This is a genomic window from Pseudohongiella acticola (assembly GCF_001758195.1).
Classification (GTDB): domain Bacteria; phylum Pseudomonadota; class Gammaproteobacteria; order Pseudomonadales; family Pseudohongiellaceae; genus Pseudohongiella; species Pseudohongiella acticola.
In genome coordinates this window covers 1,329,258-1,349,995 of record NZ_MASR01000001.1, presented here as the reverse complement: position 1 = coordinate 1,349,995, position 20,738 = coordinate 1,329,258, and the positions used below count along the sequence as shown (strand labels likewise).

Genomic DNA, 20,738 nt, shown 5'->3' with positions numbered 1-20,738 from the left:
AGGGGCCTTATCGGCCCCTGCCGCTGAATCTTGATCGCTTTTGCATATTTAGACAGTTTACGCGAGCTTGCGATATTTGATGCGCGTCGGGTTGGCGTTATCGCCCAATCGCTTCTTGCGATCTGCCTCATAATCCGTGTAGTTGCCTTCATGGAACACGACCTGGCTGTCACCTTCAAAAGCCAGGATGTGGGTGCAGATGCGATCCAGGAACCAGCGATCATGCGACACCACAATAACCGATCCCGGGAAGTTAAGCAGGCCTTCTTCCAGCGCCCGCAGGGTCTCCACGTCCAGATCATTGGTCGGTTCGTCCAGTAACAGGACATTGGCGCCACGTTTCAGCAGCTTGGCCAGATGCACCCGGTTACGTTCACCACCTGACAGGTCTTTGATGAACTTTTGCTGATCGCCACCGCGGAAGTTGAAGCGCCCGACGTAGGCGCGTGAGGGCACTTCGTATTTGCCGATCTGCAGGATATCCTGCTCTTCCGACAGCTCTTGCCACACGGTTTTGCTGCCGTCGAGCGAGTCGCGGCTCTGATCGACGTAGGCCAGGTCAACGGTGTCGCCCAATTCTATGTTGCCGCTGTCCGGCTGTTCTACCCCGGTCAGCATGCGTAGAAACGTGGTTTTACCGGCACCGTTGCCGCCGATAATGCCAACAATAGCCCCTTTGGGCACCGAGAAACTCAGGTCGCTGATCAGGGTTTTGTCTTCGAAGGACTTGCTCAGGTTGTTGACTTCGATGACCTTGTCGCCCAGACGCGGCCCCGGTGGAATATACAATTCGGTGGTCTCGTTACGCTTCTGGAATTCCTGTGAATTCATTTCCTCAAACCGGGCCAGTCGCGCCTTGCTCTTGGCCTGCCGACCTTTGGGGTTGTTGCGCACCCACTCCAGTTCGTGGCGTATGGTCTTTTCGCGCGCGGCCTCCTGACGCTGCTCTGTCTCCAGGCGCTTTTCCTTGTTCTCCAGCCAGTTGGTGTAGTTGCCTTCGAAGGGGATGCCGTAACCACGGTCCAGCTCAAGAATCCAGCTGGCAGCGTTATCCAGGAAGTAGCGATCGTGCGTGATCGCCACCACGGTGCCAGGGAATTCTTTCAGGAAACGTTCCAGCCACGCCACACTTTCTGCGTCCAGGTGGTTGGTAGGCTCGTCAAGCAACAGCATGTCAGGGTTGGACAGCAGCAGTCGGCAAAGAGCGACCCGGCGTTTTTCACCACCTGACAGTTTGCTGACATCGGCTTCCCAGGGCGGCAGGCGCAGAGCGTCGGCGGCAATTTCCAGGGTACGCTCCAGATCCCAGCCATTGGCCGCATCTATCGCATTCTGCAGATCGCCCTGCTTTTCCAGCAGTTCGGTCATTTCGTCATCACTCATGGGCTCGGCAAAACGGTCACTGATGGCATTGAACTCTTCCAGCAATTTGATGGTTTCGCCCATGCCTTCTTCGACGTTGCCACGCACGTCCTTGTCCTGATTCAGTGCCGGTTCCTGAGGCAGGTAACCGACATTGATGCCGGTTTGCGCGCGTGCCTCGCCGTTATATTCCTTGTCGACGCCGGCCATGATGCGTAGCAGTGTGGATTTGCCAGAACCGTTGAGGCCCAGCACGCCAATCTTGGCGCCCGGGAAGAACGACAGAGAGATGTCCTTGAGAATTTCTTTTTTCGGGGGGACGACTTTGCCGACGCGATGCATGGTGTAAACGAACTGGGCCATAGCGAGTAAATCTCCGAGCCTTGAGGGTGTTGTCGATTTTTGAAACAAAAATAGCTGCGACAGCAGCGTTACGCGCTGCCTGTATGCCGCATTCTATCACGGAGTCAGCCTCGGGCGGGTTGTTCAGCATGTTTTCCGGAAGCCGACGTGAAAATGCATGACCAGGACAGAATTTCACCGTGTCACGATCAAGCTATTGGACAGCGCGAGGCTTTAGCGTTAGCGTATTCACTCTGATTGCACCCAAACGAGAATAATAAATTAATGGAGTATAAGAGATGACCAGAAGATTCCAGTGGGTCCTGACGCTGGTGGCGGCATTCTGCATTATTGCCGCACCCGCCCGCGCCCTGGCACAGCCAGCCATTGAGCCTGCCGAACCTTACAAGGTTGGCACCTTTGCCGTTGGCAATGAGCAGTTTGTCGGGTTGGTGATGCGCGACGATAGCACGATTGTTGACCTGGTAGAGGCTAACAAGGCGCTGGAGTTCATGCCGCAATATACCCAGCTCGACATGCCGGACGACATGCTTGGTTTGATCGAAAACTATGAGTACGGTCTGAAGTATCGGGTATACGAGATCGTCAACTGGCTGGTCGCCGAAGAGCGCCTTGACACCCGTGATGGTCCGGCCTTTGTGCACCGGGTTGAAGATGTCGACATTCGCGCGCCTATTCAGTACCCCAGCAAGATCATGAATGCGGCCGTGAACTTCTATACGCATGCCTGCGAAGGCTGCACCGAAGAGCAGTTGGCCGAACGCACACGGCAGCGACGGGAAAACCGCGGCGTCCCTTATCTGTTCCTGAAACCCACGCGCGGTGCCATCATCGGTGACGGTCAGGATGTGATCATGCCGTTTGGTCGTGATGAGATTGAATACGAAGTGGAAATGGCCATCGTTTTTGGCAGTTCGGGCAAATACATCTCTGCGGCACGCGCCTACGATCATGTGTTTGGCTATATGGTTGCCATGGATATTTCTGACCGCGGTGGCCGTCCACCAGGTGGCTTTAGTTCAGGACTGGACTGGTTCGTTGGTAAAGGCCATGACACTTTCGCACCACACGGTCCCTGGATTGTGCCAAAAGAGTTTTATGGTGATCCCATGGAGCGACTGCACCAGATTACCGTTGTTGATGGCGTGACCGTGCAGGAGGCCCGCGCCGGCGACATGATCCACAATATTCCTGAGCTTATCGAATACGCGTCCTCACTGATCACACTGTTTCCGGGCGATGTGCTGCAAAGTGGTACGTCTGGTGGCACCGGGTCTGGCCGGGTCGAGCGTGCAACTGGTTCCGGTTACCTGATCGACGGTGAAACCATCAGCGCCACAATTCAGGGGATTGGTACCCTGACGCATCGGGTCGTACGTGAAACCAGTGTGCCGGCGGATCTGTCCGGCGCGCAGTTGCCACCGACCAGTAGCTACCGCGACTGATTACCCACAGGCATTTAGGCGGGCGCGCCGTGGGCAACCTTGAGTGTGCTGATAAAGCCGAGCAGAGTTTTTTTAGCCTCTGCTGCGGTGCGCTCGCTGTCCTCGGACATGACCACGGCATGCACTGCTTCCATGACTGCCCCGAGCAGCATCTGGGCGGTAAGATCGACTGAGCAGCAGTTCAGTTCGCCGTCTTCGTTCAATTTGTTGAGCATGCGACGAACCAGACCAAAACCATAGCGCAACTCGATGTTACGCCATTCGCGCATGCCAATGACGTTAGGCGCATCACTAAACAGAATGCGGTGCACGCCTGAGTCGGCGCACAGGGCAAAGGTCAGGTGCATGGTCAGTTCCAGCTGTTCCCACCCACTCATGTCATCGCTCAGCTCCGCGCTGATGCGATTCATTAAATCTTCTTCGATTCCCTCGGCAACTGCCTGAAACAGCCCTTTTTTGTTGCCGAAATGGTGATACAGCGCCCCGGTTGTTACCTGCGCGTCCTGCACGATTTCGTCCAGTGAGGCATCGGCAAAGCCATGTTGGGTAAAGGCAGCCCGTCCGGCAGCGATCATGGCGTCGCGCGTTGCCTTGGCATTGGCTTCGCGTCGGCCGCTGCCGACTCCGGTTTGTGCCCCGCTGTGCACTCCGCCCTTGTCCCCGTTTTGAATCTGGTCCTGCTCATTTTGCATGGTTATTCGCCATTTTTTTGGTTCACCCATTATAGCTGTATCACCAGTGTGCCATAAAAAACTATTGCATAACCTAATTATGTTACATAACATAAGTATATTACGTAATTGTATTATGTAATAACGAGGCGCCAGTAAAGTTCACGTCAGTGAGTCCTCCGCGCTGCCATTTATGACTATTGATCGATGGAGTGAGTGATGAAAATTGTTATGAAATCAAAGGTTTTATTGCTTGTGCTGGCGTTGTTGAGCACAGCCTGTGGAACAACACCGCGCACAGATGGGCAAAAATTTTCCTGGTTTGACGCTTCCCGTCACTTCATCGAGACCGATTACGGGCGAATATCGGTAGTGGAACATGGTCGTGGCCCGGCTGTGGTCTATCTGCACGGTTTTCCGCTTAACGCCTGGCACTGGCGTCATCAATTGCAAGAGTTGTCGGATATCCGCCGGGGCATTGCCATTGATTTAATGGGTCTGGGTCATACTGACATCAGTGCAGATCAGGATCTGCGTTTTTCCGCTCAGGCGGACATGGTGCTGGCAACCATGGATGCGATGGGTGTTCGGGACTTTGACCTGGTAGGCAACGACAGTGGCGGCGGTGTCGCCCAGTTGATCGTCGCTAAAGCACCTGAGCGTGTCCGGTCACTGGTCATCAGTAACGCGGATGTGCATGACAACTGGCCACCAAAGGCCCTGAGCACGGTGCATGATCTGGCGACTCGTGGACAAATGGATGATGTGCTGCATGGATATATGCTCGACGTGAGCAGCGCCCGCGCCGGCCTGGCCGCCGTGGTCTATGAAGATCCGTTGTTTGTTACAGAAGAACTGTTGCAGATCTATACCGAGCCGCTAATTCAGACGGCCACCACACGCGACGCCGTGAACCGGTATATCGCCACTCAGAACAATGCCGAGACCGTTGCCATCAAGCCCGCGCTGGAAGCGTTTAACGCACCGACCCTGATCATGTGGGGAAACGACGATGTGTTCTTTGGTGTCGAATGGGCGCACTGGCTGCAAGACACCATTCCCGGCGCCTATGCGGTGGTGGAATTTGAGGGGGCCCGGCTGTTCTTTGCCGAGGAGCGTCCGGACGACGTTAATGCATTATTACGGGCGCACTTTGAGTTTATCGACAGTGACCGCACAGGCCTGGGACCCGTTGTCATTTCGGGTCGCAGCCTGCCGGACTTACGTGCGAGACAGTTGCCGGAAATACTGTATCAGCAATGACCTTGTGCGGCCCGGTACAGTCTGTCACCAGACAGTGACAATCAGTGCGCCGGGCCAGCACGCAGGCCAGCAATCTCGGAAGGAGTCGCCTTTAAGGCGTTGGCGATGCGGTCAAAGTAGTCCAGTTCGGATTCCCGGATATGGTCGTCAGACCGCAATACGTGAACCAGGCACTGCATGATCAGAATGCGGTCTTCGTCATTGAGTTTGCGGGTTGCCTTTTTCAGGTATCGGTCCAGTGATTGGCGCTCAAACAACTCTGAACTCGCAGCAACCTTGATGTCAGCAGCGCTGATGGATTCACCCAGCACATCTGCCAGGATTTTCTGAACGGTCACGATCTCGGCCGGTTCGACGTTGGTGTCAGATCTGATTGCGCGGGCAAGCACCAGAACCAGAACCTCGGTCAGCAACTGTTTTGACGATTCGTCCATGTCGGCAGCCAGGGATAAATTGGTTAAGGATTCAAAATTGACGAGACTCATGATGTTACCTGCTCTGTGATTAAAGGGTTTGAGTTTGATTTTATAGTAAGAGTTTATTATTGAAACAATAACATGGTTTTTTAAGTTGATTGCTTTTGTATCTTTTTGTCCTGATACATGCGCGAGTCCGCAGCCCCCAACAAGGTGTCGGGATTATCGCCATCGTCGGGAGATACGGCGGTGCCTATACTGACGTCGATATCGACGTTGCCAGCATCCAGCTGCATTGGGCCGTTCAGTTTTTGTCGCAACCGGGTCACCATCTGTACCAGTAGTTCATCGGTTTCGATCTGTCGCGCCAGGATGATGAACTCATCACCGCCCAGGCGCCCGGCGAAGTCAGCTTCCCGCACTGCCTGTCGCAGGCGCCGACCCAATTCGGTGAGCACGTTGTCACCTGCGCTGTGACCGTACTTGTCGTTTACCTGCTTAAAATCGTTAATGTCCAGCATGATCAGCGCGAACTGTTCGCCGCTGCGCTGGGTTTCAGCCAGGGTTTGTGACAGTTTATCGTCAATGCCGCGCCGATTGGGCAATTCAGTCAGCGAGTCTTCGCGAGCAAGCGACATGACCTGGAGTCTGGAGCGGAAATAGCAGGCCACACTCAGACCAAAAATCCAGGCTACATGAAAGTTTGCGCCAGCAAACAGGTACCATTGTGTGGCGGTTGAGTCAGTAACATCTCCGGCAAGCTCGCTGCCGCCCAGTGTTAGCAGCAATCGCCAACCCACGGTCAGCCCGATAAACAGACTGGCAATCGCTGCCAGCAGGTTGGCCTTAAGCTCCTCGCGGCTACCAGTTCGCCAGACCAGCGCGGCTGCTGCCAGCAACTGAAAGGCCATAGTCGGAAAGTCATGGAAGACCCCGCGAGCCGCCGGATCCATGCGATAAAGCCAACTGACCAGCATAAACACCGGAATAAGTATCAGGAAACATTGCCATCGACGTCTGGAGTCAAAGCCGCGGAATCTTAGTGCGCCTTCCAGCACCAACATATTGGCAGTCAGGCTGGTGCTGGTGATCAGAATTGATTCCCAGCCGCCAGCCCAGCCGTATTGGGCATCCAGCAATGTTGCCAGGGCAGAGGAGATATTGAGCAGCGTGGCCAGCATCCAGAACACCACGCCCGGCATATCCCGGTTGATGCGCCAGATCAGGAACATGACGACAAACGACGTCATCGCCAGTGTGATAAACATCAATGCCAGGGTGGCAATATCAAGTTGAAGTGCCATAACGCCACTTTCCATTCCGTTCTTATTATTCTGCTGTCTGGCTAAACCCGCTCGCGGCGGCATCCCGGCGGACGGCTGATATCAGTCGGTTATTGCAATTTTGCATAATAAACCATTGTCCCGGGACATGTATTCGAGCAGGGCATACTGGAACAGAATGATTCCGAACATCTCCATGCCTTCCTCTACTGCCGTCCACAGATTGTAGGCCAGCGTATTGAGCTCGTCATTGTACAGAAATGGTTCGGTGTACAGCTCCACGCCGACCGCGCCTCCCAGAAAGATCAGCCCTGACAGAACAAATAACGACGCTGTGCGTGCAGGCAGAAAATAAAGAAAGCGCATGAATACTATCGCAATTATCAACATCAAAGGCAGAGCATAGATGGCCCAGGAGGCCTCAGTCACGACATTCAGGCTTTCATGCAGGCCGGCCATTTCATCCAGCGACAGCAGCAGGAAACCCGAGCCCAGCAGTATCCAGTGCATCCGCCAGCGGTCACGGTGCTGCCATTTGCCGGTCGCCAGCAACAGCGTCAGCATCGCTGTCAGCAACAGGTTGGCTGATGAAAACCAGGTGGGAATGTTGTTTTCCTCGTCAACATCAAAAAGCTGGCGGATAACCCAGGGAATATCACTGACCCGGTAGTGATGGAACGTCAGCCAGACATGCATCACCAGCAGAAATCCGGCAGCCAGGGCCAGCAGCAATGGCAGCGTGTCTGGCTTCAGTCTGAGCTCGATCTGTTTGATGTGCCTGTCCTCTGTCCTCTGCGCCGTGCCTGAGAGCCTGCCCTGTAACAATTGGCTACATTGAAAGGCACAGGCCCTGTCATTGTCAATCAGTTCTGCCGTTGTTGGCGCCAGCGAAGCAATTTCCGGATGCTCACAGGCGCGACATCATGTAAAATACGGCCTCATCAAAATTTCCAGCCATGGGGAACTGCATGTTTAGTACCAGCATGACCATCAAAGACTTTGATCCAGAGTTGCAGGCCGCCATCGAAGGTGAGCGCCAGCGCCAGGAAGAGCATATCGAACTGATTGCCTCAGAAAACTACACCAGCCCGCGTGTCATGGAGGCGCAGGGCAGCGTGCTGACCAACAAGTACGCTGAAGGTTACCCGGGTAAGCGCTACTACGGCGGTTGCGAATTTGTTGATGATGTCGAGACGCTGGCCATTGAACGCGCGAAAGAGCTGTTTGGCGCGGATTATGCGAATGTGCAGCCCCATTCCGGCTCTCAGGCCAATGCTGCGGTCTATATGGCGCTGCTAAAGCCCGGTGATACCGTGCTGGGCATGAGTCTGGCACACGGTGGTCACTTGACGCACGGTGCCAGTGTCAGTTTTTCCGGTCGTATCTATAATGCCGTGCAGTACGGCATCAAGGACGATACCGGTGAGATCGATTACGATCAGGTTGAGGCGCTGGCGCTGGAGCACAAACCCAAAATGATCGTGGCGGGTTTCTCCGCGTATTCACGCGTCATCGACTGGTTGCGTTTCCGTGACATCGCTGACAAGGTCGGTGCCTACCTGCTGGTGGACATGGCGCACATCGCCGGTCTGGTTGCCGCAGGTGTTTACCCCAGCCCGGTCAAAATCGCCGACGTCACCACCACCACCACGCACAAAACCCTGGGTGGGCCACGTGGCGGTATTATCATGGCCAAAGCCAATCCGGAAATTGAGAAGAAACTGAATTTTGCTGTGTTTCCGGAAAGTCAGGGTGGCCCTTTGATGCATGTGATCGCTGCCAAAGCGGTCTGTTTCAAGGAGGCCATGACCAAAGAGTTCAAGGAATATCAGAAGCAGGTGGTGAGAAACGCTCAGGTCATGGCCGAAGGTTTCATGTCTCGTGGTTTTGAAGTGATCTCCGGCGGTACCGATGATCACCTGTTCCTGCTCAGCCTGGTCAAACAGGAAATGACCGGTAAGGATGCCGACGCTGCGCTGGGTCGCGCCTACATTACCGTCAACAAGAATGCGGTGCCCAATGATCCGCGTCCGCCTTTTGTGACCAGCGGCCTGCGTATTGGGTCGCCAGCCGTCACCCGTCGTGGCTTCGGCGAAAAAGAAGTCGCCGAACTGACCGGCTGGATGTGCGATATTCTGGATGACATCAACAACGACGCAGTAATCGATGCGGTGCGTGACAAGGTCAAAGCTTTGTGCGCCCGCTTTCCCGTATACAAAAGCGCTTAAGTAAGCGCTGCAGAGACGCCCGACCATGCATTGTCCCTTTTGTGGCGCGCTGGATACCAAGGTGATTGATTCGCGGCTGGTTGCTGAAGGCGACCAGGTGCGACGTCGCCGTGAATGCATCACCTGCACGGAGCGCTTCACGACCTATGAAAGCGCCGAACTGGTCATGCCCAGAATAATCAAGCAGAACGGCAACCGGGAGTCTTTTGACGAGAAGAAGCTGTATTCCGGCTTGATGAAGGCACTGGAGAAGCGTCCTGTCAGTATTGAAGACGTGGAGTCGGCGGTGAATCGTATCAAACACTTCCTTCGGGGCACCGGAGAGCGCGAGGTGCCATCGCGCGTGCTGGGTGAACAGGTCATGCGTGAATTACGCCAGCTTGATGAGGTGGCATTTGTCAGGTTTGCATCGGTGTACCGCAGCTTCAAAGATCTGAATGAATTCCGTGCCGAAATTGACCGGCTGTCGAACGAGTAAGCACGCGACGATCTGACGGTGCCAACAGCACCGCCAGTCAAACGATCCGTGCGCGAACACTCATCGCAGGCCAGACCATCGGAGACCCGTACCCTTGACGACAGAGCAATACATGCAGCGAGCCATTACGCTGGCGCAGTCCGTGCTCAGTGCCGGCCCCAATCCGCGCGTCGGGTGCATTGTTGTGCGTGACGGCGAAATCGTGGGTGAGGGCTTTCATGAAAAGCCCGGAGAAGCACATGCCGAAGCCATCGCCCTGCTTGCTGCGGGTGAGCGGGCACGCGGCGCAACGGCTTATGTATCGCTGGAACCCTGCGCTCACATGGGTCGAACGCCGCCGTGTTCGGAGGCCCTGATCCAGGCAGGCGTGGCTGAAGTTGTTTATGCCGGCGTTGACCCTAATCCGCAGGTGTCCGGACAGGGCCTGCAGCGACTGCGCGAGGCCGGCGTCCGTGTGCGCGGGCCAGTACTGGCGGAAGAAGCCGATGCGCTGAACCGGGGGTTTCTGAAGCGAATGCGGCAGGGCTTGCCCTGGGTCCGTTGCAAGATGGCAATGAGCCTGGATGGGCGCACGGCCATGGCGTCGGGTGAAAGCAAATGGATAACCGGCGATGCCGCCCGAGCCGATGTGCAATTGATGCGGGCCAGTAGTTGTGCGGTGGTCACCGGCGTCAATACCATACTGAGTGATAACCCGGGCCTGAACGTGCGTCCGGAACAGCTGGATGAGGAGCAGGCGGCGCTGATCGGTGATCGGCAGCCAATGCGCGTGGTACTGGATTCATCGTTACGTACGCCGCCGGACTCAAGACTGATCGGCTTGCCGGGTGAGGTGTTGTTTTTGACGGGGCAGCCGCACCCGCAGCAGCGCGCCCGCTATCAGGGTTCGCGTGCCGACATTCGGGAAGTTGCGTTGCAGCCGGGTGGTCGTCTGGATCTGCGCGCGGCCATGGCCTGTCTGGCGCAGGATTACGAATGCAATGAAGTCATGCTGGAGGCCGGGCCCACATTGAGTGGCGCCATGGTTCAGGCCGGTCTGGTGGATGAAGTTGTGATTTATATTGGTGCCCGGTTCCTTGGCAGTGATGCCTTGCCACTGTTTCATCTGCCTGGCATCAATCGCATGCAGGATCATATAGCGCTGGAAATTACCGGGGTGCGCCAGATTGCCGATGACTGTTGTATTACCGCTCGACTGAAGCATCTAGGTTGATAGCCAGGAATTATCGATATGTTTACCGGAATAATTGAATCAATTGGCAGCGTCGACGAGTTTAAACTGCTTGGCAGTGAGTGGCGTCTGAAAATCCGCTGCCCGGGGCTGGACCTGAGCGATGTGCAACTGGGTGACAGCATCGCGGTAAATGGCTGCTGCCTGACTGTTACTGAGCTGGGCAACAATAATTTCTGTGCTGATGTGTCCAATGAGAGCATCAGCCTGACCACGTTTCAGTATTTAAAAAGTGGTGCCAAAGTCAATCTCGAGAAGGCGCTGACGCCGCAGACGCGACTGGGTGGGCACCTGGTCAGTGGTCATGTCGATGGTGTCGGTGAATTGCTGTCGCAAACCAGTGATGGCGGCAGCTGGCGACTGGCATTCAGGGTGCCGGACGCGCTGGCGCGTTACATTGCGCAGAAAGGGTCAATCTGTATCGACGGTACCAGTTTGACGGTAAACACTGTGGAGGGTGCCAGCTTCAGTGTTAACATCATTCCCCATACACAGCAGGCGACCGTGATTCATACCTACCGGGCAGGTCAGCGGGTGAATATCGAGGTGGATTTGATAGCACGCTATCTGGAACGCCTGATACTGGGTGATCGCGCAGCACAGTCAGACAAGGGTGGCAGTTCAACTCAGGATGCGACGGGTCTGAGCAAAGCGTTTCTGGCCGAACACGGGTTTGGTCATTAACCGGCCGTTTATAAAAACGGCGCACACGCAGCTAAACACACAGCAAACCAAGTAGCGAGCACTATGAAACTCAATACGATTGAAGAGCTGGTCGAAGACATTCGCCAGGGCAAAATGGTCATTCTGATGGATGACGAGGATCGCGAAAATGAGGGCGACCTGGTTATTGCCGCGGAAAAAGTGCGGTCTGAAGACATCAATTTCATGGCCAAGAATGCGCGTGGGTTGGTGTGTCTGACATTGACCCGGGAGCGCTGCGAGCAGCTGGAACTGCCCTTGATGGTGAGTAAGAACAATACGCCATACAACACAAATTTCACGGTGTCGATTGAAGCGGCGGCGGGTGTCACCACGGGTATATCCGCGGCTGATCGTGCCGTTACCATCCGGGCTGCAGTTGCCCGTGATGCCAGACCTCACGATATTGTACAGCCAGGCCACATCTTTCCGATCATGGCACAGCCAGGTGGCGTACTGCGTCGGGCCGGCCACACCGAAGCAGGCTGTGACCTGGCCCGGCTGGCGGGCATGGAGCCGTCGGCAGCGATTGTCGAAATCATGAATGAAGATGGCACCATGGCACGTCGTCCCGATCTGGAAGTGTTTGCTGAGCAGCACGGCCTGAAGATCGGCACCATCGTTGACCTGATTCACTACCGGATCGCCAACGAGCATACGGTCGTGCGCAAGGACAGCAACCGGATCAGCACCGAACACGGTGAATTTACCTTGCACACCTTCGAAGACACCATCTCCGGTGGCACCCACATGGCGTTCACGATGGGCGACTTCAGTAAGGATGATGCGGTCATGGTGCGCGTGCATATAGCCAGCACCTTGCGCGATGTCTGTGATGTGGTGGTGCCCGGGCAGACCAGCTGGTCGTTCAGTCGCGCTCTGGAGCGCATCGCCGCCGAAGGTTGCGGGGTTGCGGTACTGCTGTCCGGAGACGACTACGAAGAAGACATCAATGAGAGTATCAACAGCGTGCTGACCGCCAAGAAAATCATACCGCGGCGACATCGGCACGCGGGCAGTGATGTCACCATTGGCACCGGATCGCAGATCTTGCGGGACCTGGGTGTTGGCAAAATGCGCCTGCTGAGCTATCCGGCGAAATACAATGCACTGACCGGGTTTGACCTGGAAGTGGTGGAGTTTGTTGAGTTTGATGTGCCGGCCTGAGCAAAGACCGTCTGGCACCATCAGGAAATTTTAATCAGGGGATCCAAGCATGAGTAATATCCGCACGATTGAGGGCGATTTTACGCCGGGCAAAGGCCAGTACGTTATTGTTGCCTCACGTTTCAACAGTTTTATTGTGGAAAAGCTGATTGACGGTGCTATCGACACGCTGCGCCGCCATGGCGTCAAGGACAGCCAGATGACGTTGGTGTGGGCGCCAGGTGCCTACGAGCTGCCATTGCTGACCAAGCAGGTACTGGCCAACGGTTCCTATGATGCCGTGATTGCGCTCGGCGCGGTTATCCGCGGTGGTACACCGCATTTCGAGTTTGTTGCTGGCGAATGCGTTAAGGGACTGAGTCAGGTCGGCCTTGACGCCAATGTACCGGTGGCCTTTGGTGTACTGACGGTCGATACTATTGAGCAGGCCATCGAACGTGCCGGTACCAAAGCCGGTAACAAAGGCGCAGAAGCAGCCATGGGCGCGATCGAAATGGTCAGCGTCATCAACAAGCTGGGAGCATGATTGCGTGATTGAGATACCAGGAATCAGCGGCTCATTGCCTGACCAGGCTGTACCCGAGACAGATCCGGAAGACAAAGGCGCCGGTGAACTCAAAGGCAAGAAGCTGAACGAGCGGCAGAAGGCCCGCCGGATGTTATTGCAGGCCCTGTATCAGTGGGAAATTGCGCGTGCGCCCGTTAACGATATCCTGGCCGAGTTTCTGGTGTATTACCAGGGCAAAATCGACCGCGAGTTCTTTAAACAGGTATTTCCCGATGTCATTTCCCATGTCGACGAACTGGATGAAATGCTGCGGCCGTGGCTGGACCGTGAAATAAAGTCACTTGACCCTATTGAATTGTCATTGCTTCGCCTTGGCCTCTATGAGTTGGCGCACCGCATTGATGTACCCTATAAAGTTGTCATCAATGAGGCGGTCGAACTGGCCAAGGTGTTCGGCGCGACCGATGGGCACAAATACATCAATGGCGTGCTGGATCGGGCCGCCAGACAATTGCGAGAACTGGAGCAGCGTGGCACTGGCCGAATTTGAGCTGATCAGGCAATATTTTGCGACCCCTGCGCTGACCTTTTCCCGACCTGGCGTTGTGCTCGGGCCCGGCGATGATTGTGCTCTGTTGCAGGTGCCTGACGGCCATGTGCTGGCGATGTCGATCGACACATTGAACGACGGCGTGCATTTCCCCAGTGATGCCGATGCGGAAGCGCTGGCTCAACGCAGCCTGCGGGTGAACCTGAGTGATCTGGCAGCGATGGCAGCGGAGCCCCTGGGTTTTACCCTGGCACTGAGTTTGCCGAAGGTGAGTGAGAGCTGGCTACAAGGGTTCAGTCAAGGCCTGGCAGCCTGTGCCAGCCAGTATCAATGCAGCCTGCTGGGTGGTGATACCACCCGGGGACCACTGGCAATTACCATTCAGGTACACGGAACGGTGCCGATTGGTGCAGCGTTGCGCCGCAGCGGAGCCCGGCCGGGTGATGCAATATATGTTACCGGCACGCTGGGTGATGCCGCCCTGGCGCTACCGTATCTGACACACAAACCGGGCCATGACGTAGCGAACCTGAGCGCTGACGAGTGGGCATTTCTGCAGGCTGCTTTTTACCAGCCGGAACCCCGTACACAGGCCGGCATGGCTTTGCGCGGTCTGGCATCGGCGGCTATCGATATCTCTGATGGTCTGGCCTCTGACCTCAACCACATCCTGCAGGCAAGTGCTGCTGAATCAGGCGCGCTGGGCGCCATCATAGAAAGCTCTCAGCTTCCGGTTTCTGATCTGGCTGCGAAATTACTGACAGACCAGGGGCGACTGTCTGTATTGCTTGGCGGCGGCGACGACTATGAGTTGTGCGTGACCGTGCCGCCGCAGTGCGAAGCGCAGGCGCAGGCGGCCATCAGTGCATTGGGACTGAGATTTACCCGGGTTGGCGAGGTGGTTAGCGCTTCAGGTATCATGGTGCGCGAGGCGGGCGGTGCTCCGCGGCCGTTGCAACTCAGCGGTTACCGACATTTCGGGGATGAGGGTGATGAATAAGACACCGGCGTCGGTATGGCGCAATCCTGTCCACTTTCTGGCCTTTGGTCTGGGAAGCGGCGCTGCGCCCCGGGCGCCCGGGACCTTCGGCACAGTGGCTGCGGTGGTGATTTATCTGTTGCTGCCACCGATGGGCGCGGGTGTTTATCTGTTGTTCCTGGCGCTTAGCTTTGTTGTCGGCGTCTGGTTATGCGGGCGCACAGCAGAAGATATCGGTGTTCACGACCACGGTGGTATTGTCTGGGATGAATTTGTTGGCCTTTGGCTGACCATGTTTCTGGCGCCGCCCGGTTGGGTATGGCTGGCGCTGGGGTTTTTGCTGTTCCGTGTGTTTGATGTTCTTAAACCCTGGCCCATCGACTGGTGCGACAAGTACGTGGAAGGTGGTCTGGGTATCATGATTGATGATGTGCTTGCCGGGCTTATGGCGCTGGCTTGTCTACAGCTGATTGCTGTTCTGGTTCTGTGAGAGGTTACAACAGGTGAGAGTCAAATTTGTTGCCCAGGCAACCTTGCCCACTGAGTGGGGTGAATTTACCATCCATGGATTTGAGGATCTGGTAACGGGGAAAGAGCATGTTGTACTGGCCATGGGAGATCTGTCCGCCGCCGGACCCGTGCTGTGTCGTGTGCATTCCGAATGCCTGACCGGTGATGCCTTGTTCAGTCTGCGCTGTGACTGTGGCCCCCAATTGCAGTATGCCATGCAGGCGATAGCGAAGGCGGGTCGTGGCATGATTCTGTATCTGCGACAGGAAGGTCGCGGTATCGGCCTGCTGAACAAGATCAAGGCTTATTCTCTGCAGGACCTGGGCGCCGACACGGTAGAAGCGAATGAACAGCTTGGTTTTGCCGCGGACGGACGCGAGTATGAAGTCTGCCAACCGATGCTGGCACATTTTGGCGTCAGTGATGTGAGACTGCTGACCAATAATCCGGACAAGGTAGAAGCGCTGGAAGTGTTGGGGATCACGGTGTCGGAACGGGTGCCGATCGAGACCGGCCTTAACAGTCATAACGAAAGTTATCTCGCCGTCAAGGTCAGCAAGATGGGGCACCTGCTGAAGCGTTAGCGGCGAGCCTGGTCAATATGTTCGCACATCTGGGTGGCGCCCTGCAGGGCCCGCAGGCTATGCCGCTGCACCAGGTCCGGTGGAATGACATGTAGCTGTTGCTGCGCTACCGCGTCCAGTTGTGGCCAGTCCAGCCAGTCTTCAAGCCACTCGGGTGCCTGTGCCGACGAGCCGCTGGCAATAATGACCTCCGGATTGCGTGCCAGTACGTCCTCCAGGTTGACCTTGGGGCCGACCGGCAGCTCGGCAAATATATTCTCTCCCCCGCACAGCTGGATCATGTCATTGATCAGTTCCTCTCCGCCGACACTGATCATCGGGCTGTGCCATACCTGGTAAAACACCCTGATCGCTGTTTTGTTGCCATAGTTGGCACGTAGCTGTTGAATCTGTTCAATGAACTGCTGATTCAGGTCTTCGCCTCTGCTGGCGTGCCCAGTGATCACGCCAAGACGTGCCAGGTGTTCCCCAATGCTGTGCAAGGAATCTGGTTCCGCCACATAAACCGGAAATCCCAATTCAGACAGACGGTTCAGGGCGCCGCGGGGATTGCCGCTACGCCAGGCGATGATCAGGTCTGGCTGCAGTGCAACAATGCGCTCCATATCCAGTGCATCATAGCGCCCGACCACGGGCAGGGTCAGGGCCTCAGGTGGGTAGTCGCTGTAGTCCATGACGCCTACCAGCTGCTCGCCAGCGCCGACACTGAACAGCAATTCGGTCATGGAAGGCGCCAGACTGATAATACGTTTTGCAGGTGCGGTCAAGGTGATGCGAGTGCCATCATCGTCGGTGACAGACAGGGCGTCGGTGACGGAAAGATCGTCGCTGGCAGTCACGGCCCATGGCAGCAGCCACAGGACTGCCGACATCAGAGCGCACACAGGGCTGCGATAACACTTGTTCATGGACGGGAGGTCATATCAGTAGTCGATGCCTTTCTGCACGCGGACACCGGCATTGAACGCGTGCTTGATGTCCGTGACGTCACTGACAGTATCTGCCAGTTCGATCAGACGGTCATTGGCATTGCGCCCGGTAATGATGACATGCTGATGCGCTGGTCGCTCACTCAGCACCCGAATCACCCTGTCGGCATCCAGATAGCCGTATGTCAGCATGTAAGTCAATTCGTCCAGTAGCACCACGTCAACGTTGGCGTTCTGCAACAGTGCTTCGGCGTGCTCCCAGGTAGATACGGCCGCGCTGATGTCCGCATCACGGTCCTGTGTCTCCCAGGTAAAGCCGGTGTTCATGACGTGAAACTCAACCTGTGGGTGCTGACTGAACAGCAGGTGTTCACCGCACTCCCATTGACCTTTGATGAATTGCACGACCCCGCAGCGCAGCCCATGACCGACGCTGCGTGCCAGCATGCCGAAGGCCGATGAACTTTTGCCCTTGCCATTGCCGGTCAGCACAACCACAAGCCCTTTGTCTGTTGTTGCGGCAGCTATGCGTTGATCAACATGTTCTTTTTTGCGCTGCATTGCCTTTTTGTGGCGAGCATTGCGTTCGTTGCTGGACTCCATAGGATTTCCCGATACTTGATTGTTGTGTGCTGGATTTATGCCTGTTTAACACCTTTGGCGCTGGTCTTGCGGGGGCGCAGGGGGATCTTGCAGCGCTTCAGTTTAGCTTTGACCGCGGCGACAATGCCGTCGCCGTCCAGGCCAACCGAGCTGAGCATGTCCGGTACGTGGCCGTGCTGCAGAAATGCATCCGGCAGTCCCAGGTTTAACACGGGCAGTTGCAAGTCATGCTGCATCAGTACTTCATTGACGGCGGAGCCGGCGCCACCGGCAACCGCATTTTCTTCTACTGTCACGATCAGTACATGCTGGCCGGCGAGTTCACAGATCATGGCTTCGTCCATGGGTTTGATGAAGCGCATGTCGACCACGGTTGCATTCAGCGCTTCGCCTGCAACCAGTGCCGGTTTTACCATGCTGCCAAATGCCAGGATGGCAATGCGTTTGCCCTCACGCCTGATCAGGGCTTTGCCCAGCGGCAGTGTCTGCATTTCCTGTTCGATCGTGGCTGCGGGCCCTTTGCCGCGAGGGTAACGCACCGCTGCTGGCCCGGTGTGATGGTAGCCGGTAGTCAGCATCTGTCGGCATTCGTTCTCATCGCTGGGGGCCATGATGACCAGATTGGGTATGCAGCGCATGAAACTTAAATCGAAACTGCCGGCGTGAGTCGGCCCGTCTTCACCCACAAGCCCGGCCCGGTCAATGGCAAACAGCACATTCAGATTCTGCAGGGCGACATCATGGATGAACTGATCGTAGCCGCGTTGCAGGAAAGTGGAATAGATCGCGACCACGGGTTTGAGTCCATCACAGGCCATGCCGGCAGCGAAGGTGACTGCGTGCTGCTCGGCGATGGCGACATCATAAAACCGGTCTGGATATTGTTCGGCAAAACTGTCCATGCCAGAGCCGCCGCTCATGGCCGGGGTAATGGCGATGAGCTTGTCATCGCGAGGCGCCATGTCAATCAACCAGTCGCCGAACACCTTTGAATAGGTCGGGCTGGGCACACCAGTCGCCTGCGGTCGCTTGGGTTTGGCTTCAATTTTGGTCAGCGCGTGCATGCCAAACGGGTCGTTTTCAGAGGCTTCATAGCCTTTACCTTTCTGCGTCACGATATGCAGCAACTGTGGCCCGCGCAGTTGCTTGATGTTGCGCAGAACTTCAATCAGGCGATGGGTGTCATGGCCATCGATCAGGCCAATGTAATTGAAACCAATCTCTTCAAACAGCGTGCCGGGGGACACCATGCCTTTCATGTACTCTTCGGCGCGATGTGCCGCTTTCAGGGCGGGTGGGATATGCGACAGCACGCGTTTGCTGCCGGCGCGGATGAAATTGTAGGGCTTGCTGGCCCACATGCGCGCGAAATAGCTCGACAGACCGCCTACGTTGCGCGAGATCGACATATTGTTATCGTTCAGGATGACCAGCACATTATCATCCAGTTCGCCGGCGTGATTCAGTGCTTCAAACGCCATGCCGGCGGTCATTGCGCCGTCGCCGATGACGGCAATGACATGACGGTCCAGCTCTTGCTTGCGGGCGGCAACCATCATGCCCAGCGCGGCACTGATCGAGGTGCTGGAGTGACCCACGCCAAAGCTGTCGTAGTCGCTTTCTGTCCGGCAGGGAAACGCCGCCAGCCCGCCAGGCTGGCGCATGGTCAGCATCTGCTCGCGGCGCCCGGTCAGTATCTTGTGCGGGTAACTCTGGTGGCCAACATCCCAGACCAGTTTGTCTTCGGGGGTGTCGAAAATGTAGTGCAGTGCAATGGTCAACTCGACAACGCCCAGTCCGGCACCAAAATGGCCTCCAGTCTGACCGACAGAGAAGAGCAGAAACTGACGCAACTCGCGCGCCAGATCAACGAACAGGTCCGGATCCATTTTTTTCAGGTCCGCTGGCGTGTTGATCTGGTCCAGCAGGGGTGTTTCCGGACGGGTGAGAGGGATTTCATTGAGCATGGGTGTTAAGCCTGAACTTGCAAGTCGGCGCCGGGCAGTGCGGTGTCGATCTTCGATAAGTTGCCGGTCTGCCGGGGTTGCCAGGCAAGCCCTTGCATGCGCCGTTTTGGGTAATCAGTTACGTTAATCCACAGCAGTGTCATCGTCAAACCTTATATTGGTGGCAATCAGCCACCTGTGTCGTCAGTATTGGCGCGTTGTAATGTACACCGCAATGGCTTCCAGCATGGCCTTGCCAGTGCCCAGATCAGATAGGGCGGACACGGCCTCTTCAACCAGTGCGTCGGCTTTGCGGCGAGCGCCATCCAGGCCCAGCAGGCTGACATAAGTGGGTTTGTTGCGGGCGAGATCAGCCCCCTGTGCTTTGCCAAGGGTCGCGGTATCACCGACAACGTCGAGGATATCGTCCTGGACCTGAAACGCCAGGCCAATGCAGCGTGCATAGTGACGCAAGCTCTCCAGCGTCTTGGAGCGCGTGCAACCCGCGCTCAGTGCACCCAGCTCGACACTGGCACCGATCAGGGCGCCTGTTTTCAGACGGTGCATGGTTTCCAGTTCGTCGACATTGAGCGATTTGCCTACCGCCGCCAGATCGATACCCTGGCCAGCAATCATGCCCTGACAGCCGGCGGCCTGCGCCAGCACGGTCAGCATGCGCAGGCGCAGCTCTGCTGCCAGCAGTTGGGTTTCACCAATGATCTGGAAGGCAAGGGCCTGCAACGCATCGCCGGCCAGAATGGCCGTGGCCTCGTCGAATGCCCGGTGCAGTGTGGGTTTGCCCCGGCGCAAATCGTCGTTATCCATGGCGGGCAGGTCGTCATGCACCAGTGAGTAACAATGGATGAATTCGACAGCGCAGGCTGCCACATCGGTGCCATGGTTATCGTCACTGTCGAGACCGCCGTGGCCGTTGCCATCATCTTCGCTATCGAACAGTGCGGCAGCGCTGGCGTAAACCAGCGCCGGCCGAATACGTTTGCCGCCCAGCAGCGTGCTGTAGCGCATCGCTTCGGTCAGGCGCATTGGCATGTCAGTCTGCTGGTTCAGGTATGATGCCATCTGCTCGGCACAGCGGCGTTGACAGTCTTGCAGAAAACCCGGCAGGTCGGTGGGTGGTGCCAGCTTCATGGGCCCGCCTCTTCATCCGCTGCCTCGTCCAGCGCCATGGCTGATGGCTCGCCGTCGGGATTGCTTAACATCTGTACCTTGAGCTCGGCTGCCTGTAACGCCTGCTGGCACTGCCGCGTGAGTTTGATGCCGGTCTCAAACGCGCTGAGCGCTTCTTCAAGGCTGAGATTGCCGTCTTCCATATCGCTGACCAGCGTCTCCAGTTGTGCCAGCGATTCTTCGAAGCCTTGCGCTGACGGCGCTTCGGCTCTGGTTTTTGTGGTTTTGCTGGTGGCCATAAGTACATCCTTTGCTCGGAAGGTGAATTATCCGTGGTCTGTGCGCCGTTGGCAATCAAAGCACCTGTCGTGGGTGCCGGCCCTGCCTTAACA

Annotated in this window: 22 protein-coding genes; 12 read left to right on the top strand and 10 right to left on the bottom strand. The window is 56.4% G+C overall.

The features are described 5' to 3' along the window. Positions 1-57: 57 nt before the first annotated feature. Positions 58-1,725: an energy-dependent translational throttle protein EttA gene (gene ettA / locus PHACT_RS05670; protein ID WP_070116300.1), complete on the bottom strand. Its 1,668-nt coding sequence runs from the start codon at positions 1,723-1,725 to the stop codon at positions 58-60. 278 nt (positions 1,726-2,003) lie between these two features. Here ettA and PHACT_RS05665 point away from each other — a divergent pair, with 278 nt between their 5' ends. Further along, entirely contained in the window at positions 2,004-3,170 is a 1,167-nt protein-coding gene (locus PHACT_RS05665) for a fumarylacetoacetate hydrolase family protein (RefSeq protein ID WP_070116299.1), read from the top strand. A gap of 14 nt (positions 3,171-3,184) precedes the next feature. Here PHACT_RS05665 and PHACT_RS05660 read toward each other — a convergent pair whose 3' ends face one another. Next, a complete protein-coding gene (locus PHACT_RS05660; RefSeq protein ID WP_169819402.1) occupies positions 3,185-3,862 on the bottom strand; it encodes a TetR/AcrR family transcriptional regulator in 678 nt (225 codons plus the stop codon). A 210-nt stretch (positions 3,863-4,072) separates the two neighbouring features. Here PHACT_RS05660 and PHACT_RS05655 point away from each other — a divergent pair, with 210 nt between their 5' ends. After that, positions 4,073-5,104: an alpha/beta fold hydrolase gene (locus PHACT_RS05655; RefSeq protein ID WP_169819401.1), complete on the top strand. Its 1,032-nt coding sequence runs from the start codon at positions 4,073-4,075 to the stop codon at positions 5,102-5,104. Between the two features lie 41 nt (positions 5,105-5,145). Here the strand turns inward: PHACT_RS05655 and PHACT_RS05650 are convergent, their stop codons facing one another. From PHACT_RS05650 to PHACT_RS05640, 3 genes are all read right to left on the bottom strand, one after another. After that, a complete protein-coding gene (locus PHACT_RS05650; protein WP_070116296.1) occupies positions 5,146-5,589 on the bottom strand; it encodes a TerB family tellurite resistance protein in 444 nt (147 codons plus the stop codon). Positions 5,590-5,669: 80 nt separating this feature from the next. Further along, positions 5,670-6,824, bottom strand: coding sequence for a GGDEF domain-containing protein (locus PHACT_RS05645; RefSeq protein WP_169819400.1), 1,155 nt, complete (start codon positions 6,822-6,824; stop codon positions 5,670-5,672). Between the two features lie 81 nt (positions 6,825-6,905). After that, entirely contained in the window at positions 6,906-7,535 is a 630-nt protein-coding gene (locus PHACT_RS05640; RefSeq protein WP_169819399.1) for a hypothetical protein, read from the bottom strand. A gap of 236 nt (positions 7,536-7,771) precedes the next feature. Between PHACT_RS05640 and glyA the strand changes: the two genes are divergently transcribed. The 10 genes from glyA to ribA all read left to right on the top strand — a co-directional run bounded on the left by glyA (position 7,772) and on the right by ribA (position 15,740). Further along, on the top strand, positions 7,772-9,031 hold the full coding sequence (glyA, locus tag PHACT_RS05635) for a serine hydroxymethyltransferase (protein WP_070116293.1): 1,260 nt from the start codon (positions 7,772-7,774) through the stop codon (positions 9,029-9,031). A gap of 25 nt (positions 9,032-9,056) precedes the next feature. Next, positions 9,057-9,509, top strand: coding sequence for a transcriptional regulator NrdR (gene nrdR / locus PHACT_RS05630; protein ID WP_070116292.1), 453 nt, complete (start codon positions 9,057-9,059; stop codon positions 9,507-9,509). A gap of 112 nt (positions 9,510-9,621) precedes the next feature. After that, a complete protein-coding gene (gene ribD / locus PHACT_RS05625) occupies positions 9,622-10,722 on the top strand; it encodes a bifunctional diaminohydroxyphosphoribosylaminopyrimidine deaminase/5-amino-6-(5-phosphoribosylamino)uracil reductase RibD (RefSeq protein WP_070116291.1) in 1,101 nt (366 codons plus the stop codon). Between the two features lie 18 nt (positions 10,723-10,740). Then, positions 10,741-11,424: a riboflavin synthase gene (locus tag PHACT_RS05620; protein ID WP_070116290.1), complete on the top strand. Its 684-nt coding sequence runs from the start codon at positions 10,741-10,743 to the stop codon at positions 11,422-11,424. Positions 11,425-11,487: 63 nt separating this feature from the next. Then, complete coding sequence (ribBA, locus tag PHACT_RS05615) at positions 11,488-12,609, top strand: bifunctional 3,4-dihydroxy-2-butanone-4-phosphate synthase/GTP cyclohydrolase II (RefSeq protein WP_070116289.1); 1,122 nt, start codon at positions 11,488-11,490, stop codon at positions 12,607-12,609. A 49-nt stretch (positions 12,610-12,658) separates the two neighbouring features. Further along, the gene (gene ribH / locus PHACT_RS05610) at positions 12,659-13,135 is read left to right on the top strand and encodes a 6,7-dimethyl-8-ribityllumazine synthase (protein ID WP_070116288.1); all 477 of its coding nucleotides are present in this window, start codon (positions 12,659-12,661) and stop codon (positions 13,133-13,135) included. A 4-nt stretch (positions 13,136-13,139) separates the two neighbouring features. Further along, positions 13,140-13,667 (top strand): transcription antitermination factor NusB, encoded by a 528-nt coding sequence (nusB, locus tag PHACT_RS05605; protein ID WP_317622247.1) that lies wholly within the window; start codon positions 13,140-13,142, stop codon positions 13,665-13,667. Further along, positions 13,648-14,667 (top strand): thiamine-phosphate kinase, encoded by a 1,020-nt coding sequence (gene thiL, locus PHACT_RS05600; RefSeq protein WP_070116287.1) that lies wholly within the window; start codon positions 13,648-13,650, stop codon positions 14,665-14,667. Before nusB ends, thiL begins: the two co-directional genes overlap by 20 nt. After that, entirely contained in the window at positions 14,660-15,136 is a 477-nt protein-coding gene (locus PHACT_RS05595) for a phosphatidylglycerophosphatase A family protein (protein ID WP_070116286.1), read from the top strand. Before thiL ends, PHACT_RS05595 begins: the two co-directional genes overlap by 8 nt. A gap of 13 nt (positions 15,137-15,149) precedes the next feature. Beyond that, a complete protein-coding gene (gene ribA, locus PHACT_RS05590; protein ID WP_070116285.1) occupies positions 15,150-15,740 on the top strand; it encodes a GTP cyclohydrolase II in 591 nt (196 codons plus the stop codon). Here ribA and PHACT_RS05585 read toward each other — a convergent pair. From PHACT_RS05585 to PHACT_RS05565, 5 genes are all read right to left on the bottom strand, one after another. Then, the gene (locus PHACT_RS05585; RefSeq protein WP_169819398.1) at positions 15,737-16,612 is read right to left on the bottom strand and encodes a cobalamin-binding protein; all 876 of its coding nucleotides are present in this window, start codon (positions 16,610-16,612) and stop codon (positions 15,737-15,739) included. The genes ribA and PHACT_RS05585 overlap by 4 nt on opposite strands. Before the next feature lie 51 nt (positions 16,613-16,663). Continuing rightward, positions 16,664-17,272, bottom strand: coding sequence for a cob(I)yrinic acid a,c-diamide adenosyltransferase (cobO, locus tag PHACT_RS05580; RefSeq protein ID WP_070116283.1), 609 nt, complete (start codon positions 17,270-17,272; stop codon positions 16,664-16,666). A gap of 35 nt (positions 17,273-17,307) precedes the next feature. Continuing rightward, the gene (dxs, locus tag PHACT_RS05575) at positions 17,308-19,239 is read right to left on the bottom strand and encodes a 1-deoxy-D-xylulose-5-phosphate synthase (RefSeq protein WP_070116282.1); all 1,932 of its coding nucleotides are present in this window, start codon (positions 19,237-19,239) and stop codon (positions 17,308-17,310) included. A gap of 183 nt (positions 19,240-19,422) precedes the next feature. Beyond that, the gene (locus tag PHACT_RS05570) at positions 19,423-20,367 is read right to left on the bottom strand and encodes a polyprenyl synthetase family protein (RefSeq protein WP_070116281.1); all 945 of its coding nucleotides are present in this window, start codon (positions 20,365-20,367) and stop codon (positions 19,423-19,425) included. After that, positions 20,364-20,645, bottom strand: a complete 282-nt coding sequence (locus PHACT_RS05565; protein ID WP_070116280.1) for an exodeoxyribonuclease VII small subunit — start codon at positions 20,643-20,645, stop codon at positions 20,364-20,366. Before PHACT_RS05565 ends, PHACT_RS05570 begins: the two co-directional genes overlap by 4 nt. Between the last annotated feature and the right edge of the window lie 93 nt (positions 20,646-20,738).

What these genes read in the sequence shown, in the direction of transcription:
- ettA (WP_070116300.1), bottom strand. Translation starts at nt 1,725, where the DNA reads ATGGCCCAGTTCGTTTACACCATGCATCGCGTCGGCAAAGTCGTCCCC.
- PHACT_RS05665 (WP_070116299.1), top strand. Translation starts at nt 2,004, where the DNA reads ATGACCAGAAGATTCCAGTGGGTCCTGACGCTGGTGGCGGCATTCTGC.
- PHACT_RS05660 (WP_169819402.1), bottom strand. Translation starts at nt 3,862, where the DNA reads ATGCAAAATGAGCAGGACCAGATTCAAAACGGGGACAAGGGCGGAGTG.
- PHACT_RS05655 (WP_169819401.1), top strand. Translation starts at nt 4,073, where the DNA reads ATGAAATCAAAGGTTTTATTGCTTGTGCTGGCGTTGTTGAGCACAGCC.
- PHACT_RS05650 (WP_070116296.1), bottom strand. Translation starts at nt 5,589, where the DNA reads ATGAGTCTCGTCAATTTTGAATCCTTAACCAATTTATCCCTGGCTGCC.
- PHACT_RS05645 (WP_169819400.1), bottom strand. Translation starts at nt 6,824, where the DNA reads ATGGCACTTCAACTTGATATTGCCACCCTGGCATTGATGTTTATCACA.
- glyA (WP_070116293.1), top strand. Translation starts at nt 7,772, where the DNA reads ATGTTTAGTACCAGCATGACCATCAAAGACTTTGATCCAGAGTTGCAG.
- nrdR (WP_070116292.1), top strand. Translation starts at nt 9,057, where the DNA reads ATGCATTGTCCCTTTTGTGGCGCGCTGGATACCAAGGTGATTGATTCG.
- ribD (WP_070116291.1), top strand. Translation starts at nt 9,622, where the DNA reads ATGCAGCGAGCCATTACGCTGGCGCAGTCCGTGCTCAGTGCCGGCCCC.
- PHACT_RS05620 (WP_070116290.1), top strand. Translation starts at nt 10,741, where the DNA reads ATGTTTACCGGAATAATTGAATCAATTGGCAGCGTCGACGAGTTTAAA.
- ribBA (WP_070116289.1), top strand. Translation starts at nt 11,488, where the DNA reads ATGAAACTCAATACGATTGAAGAGCTGGTCGAAGACATTCGCCAGGGC.
- ribH (WP_070116288.1), top strand. Translation starts at nt 12,659, where the DNA reads ATGAGTAATATCCGCACGATTGAGGGCGATTTTACGCCGGGCAAAGGC.
- PHACT_RS05595 (WP_070116286.1), top strand. Translation starts at nt 14,660, where the DNA reads ATGAATAAGACACCGGCGTCGGTATGGCGCAATCCTGTCCACTTTCTG.
- PHACT_RS05585 (WP_169819398.1), bottom strand. Translation starts at nt 16,612, where the DNA reads ATGTCGGCAGTCCTGTGGCTGCTGCCATGGGCCGTGACTGCCAGCGAC.
- cobO (WP_070116283.1), bottom strand. Translation starts at nt 17,272, where the DNA reads ATGGAGTCCAGCAACGAACGCAATGCTCGCCACAAAAAGGCAATGCAG.
- dxs (WP_070116282.1), bottom strand. Translation starts at nt 19,239, where the DNA reads ATGCTCAATGAAATCCCTCTCACCCGTCCGGAAACACCCCTGCTGGAC.
- PHACT_RS05570 (WP_070116281.1), bottom strand. Translation starts at nt 20,367, where the DNA reads ATGAAGCTGGCACCACCCACCGACCTGCCGGGTTTTCTGCAAGACTGT.
- PHACT_RS05565 (WP_070116280.1), bottom strand. Translation starts at nt 20,645, where the DNA reads ATGGCCACCAGCAAAACCACAAAAACCAGAGCCGAAGCGCCGTCAGCG.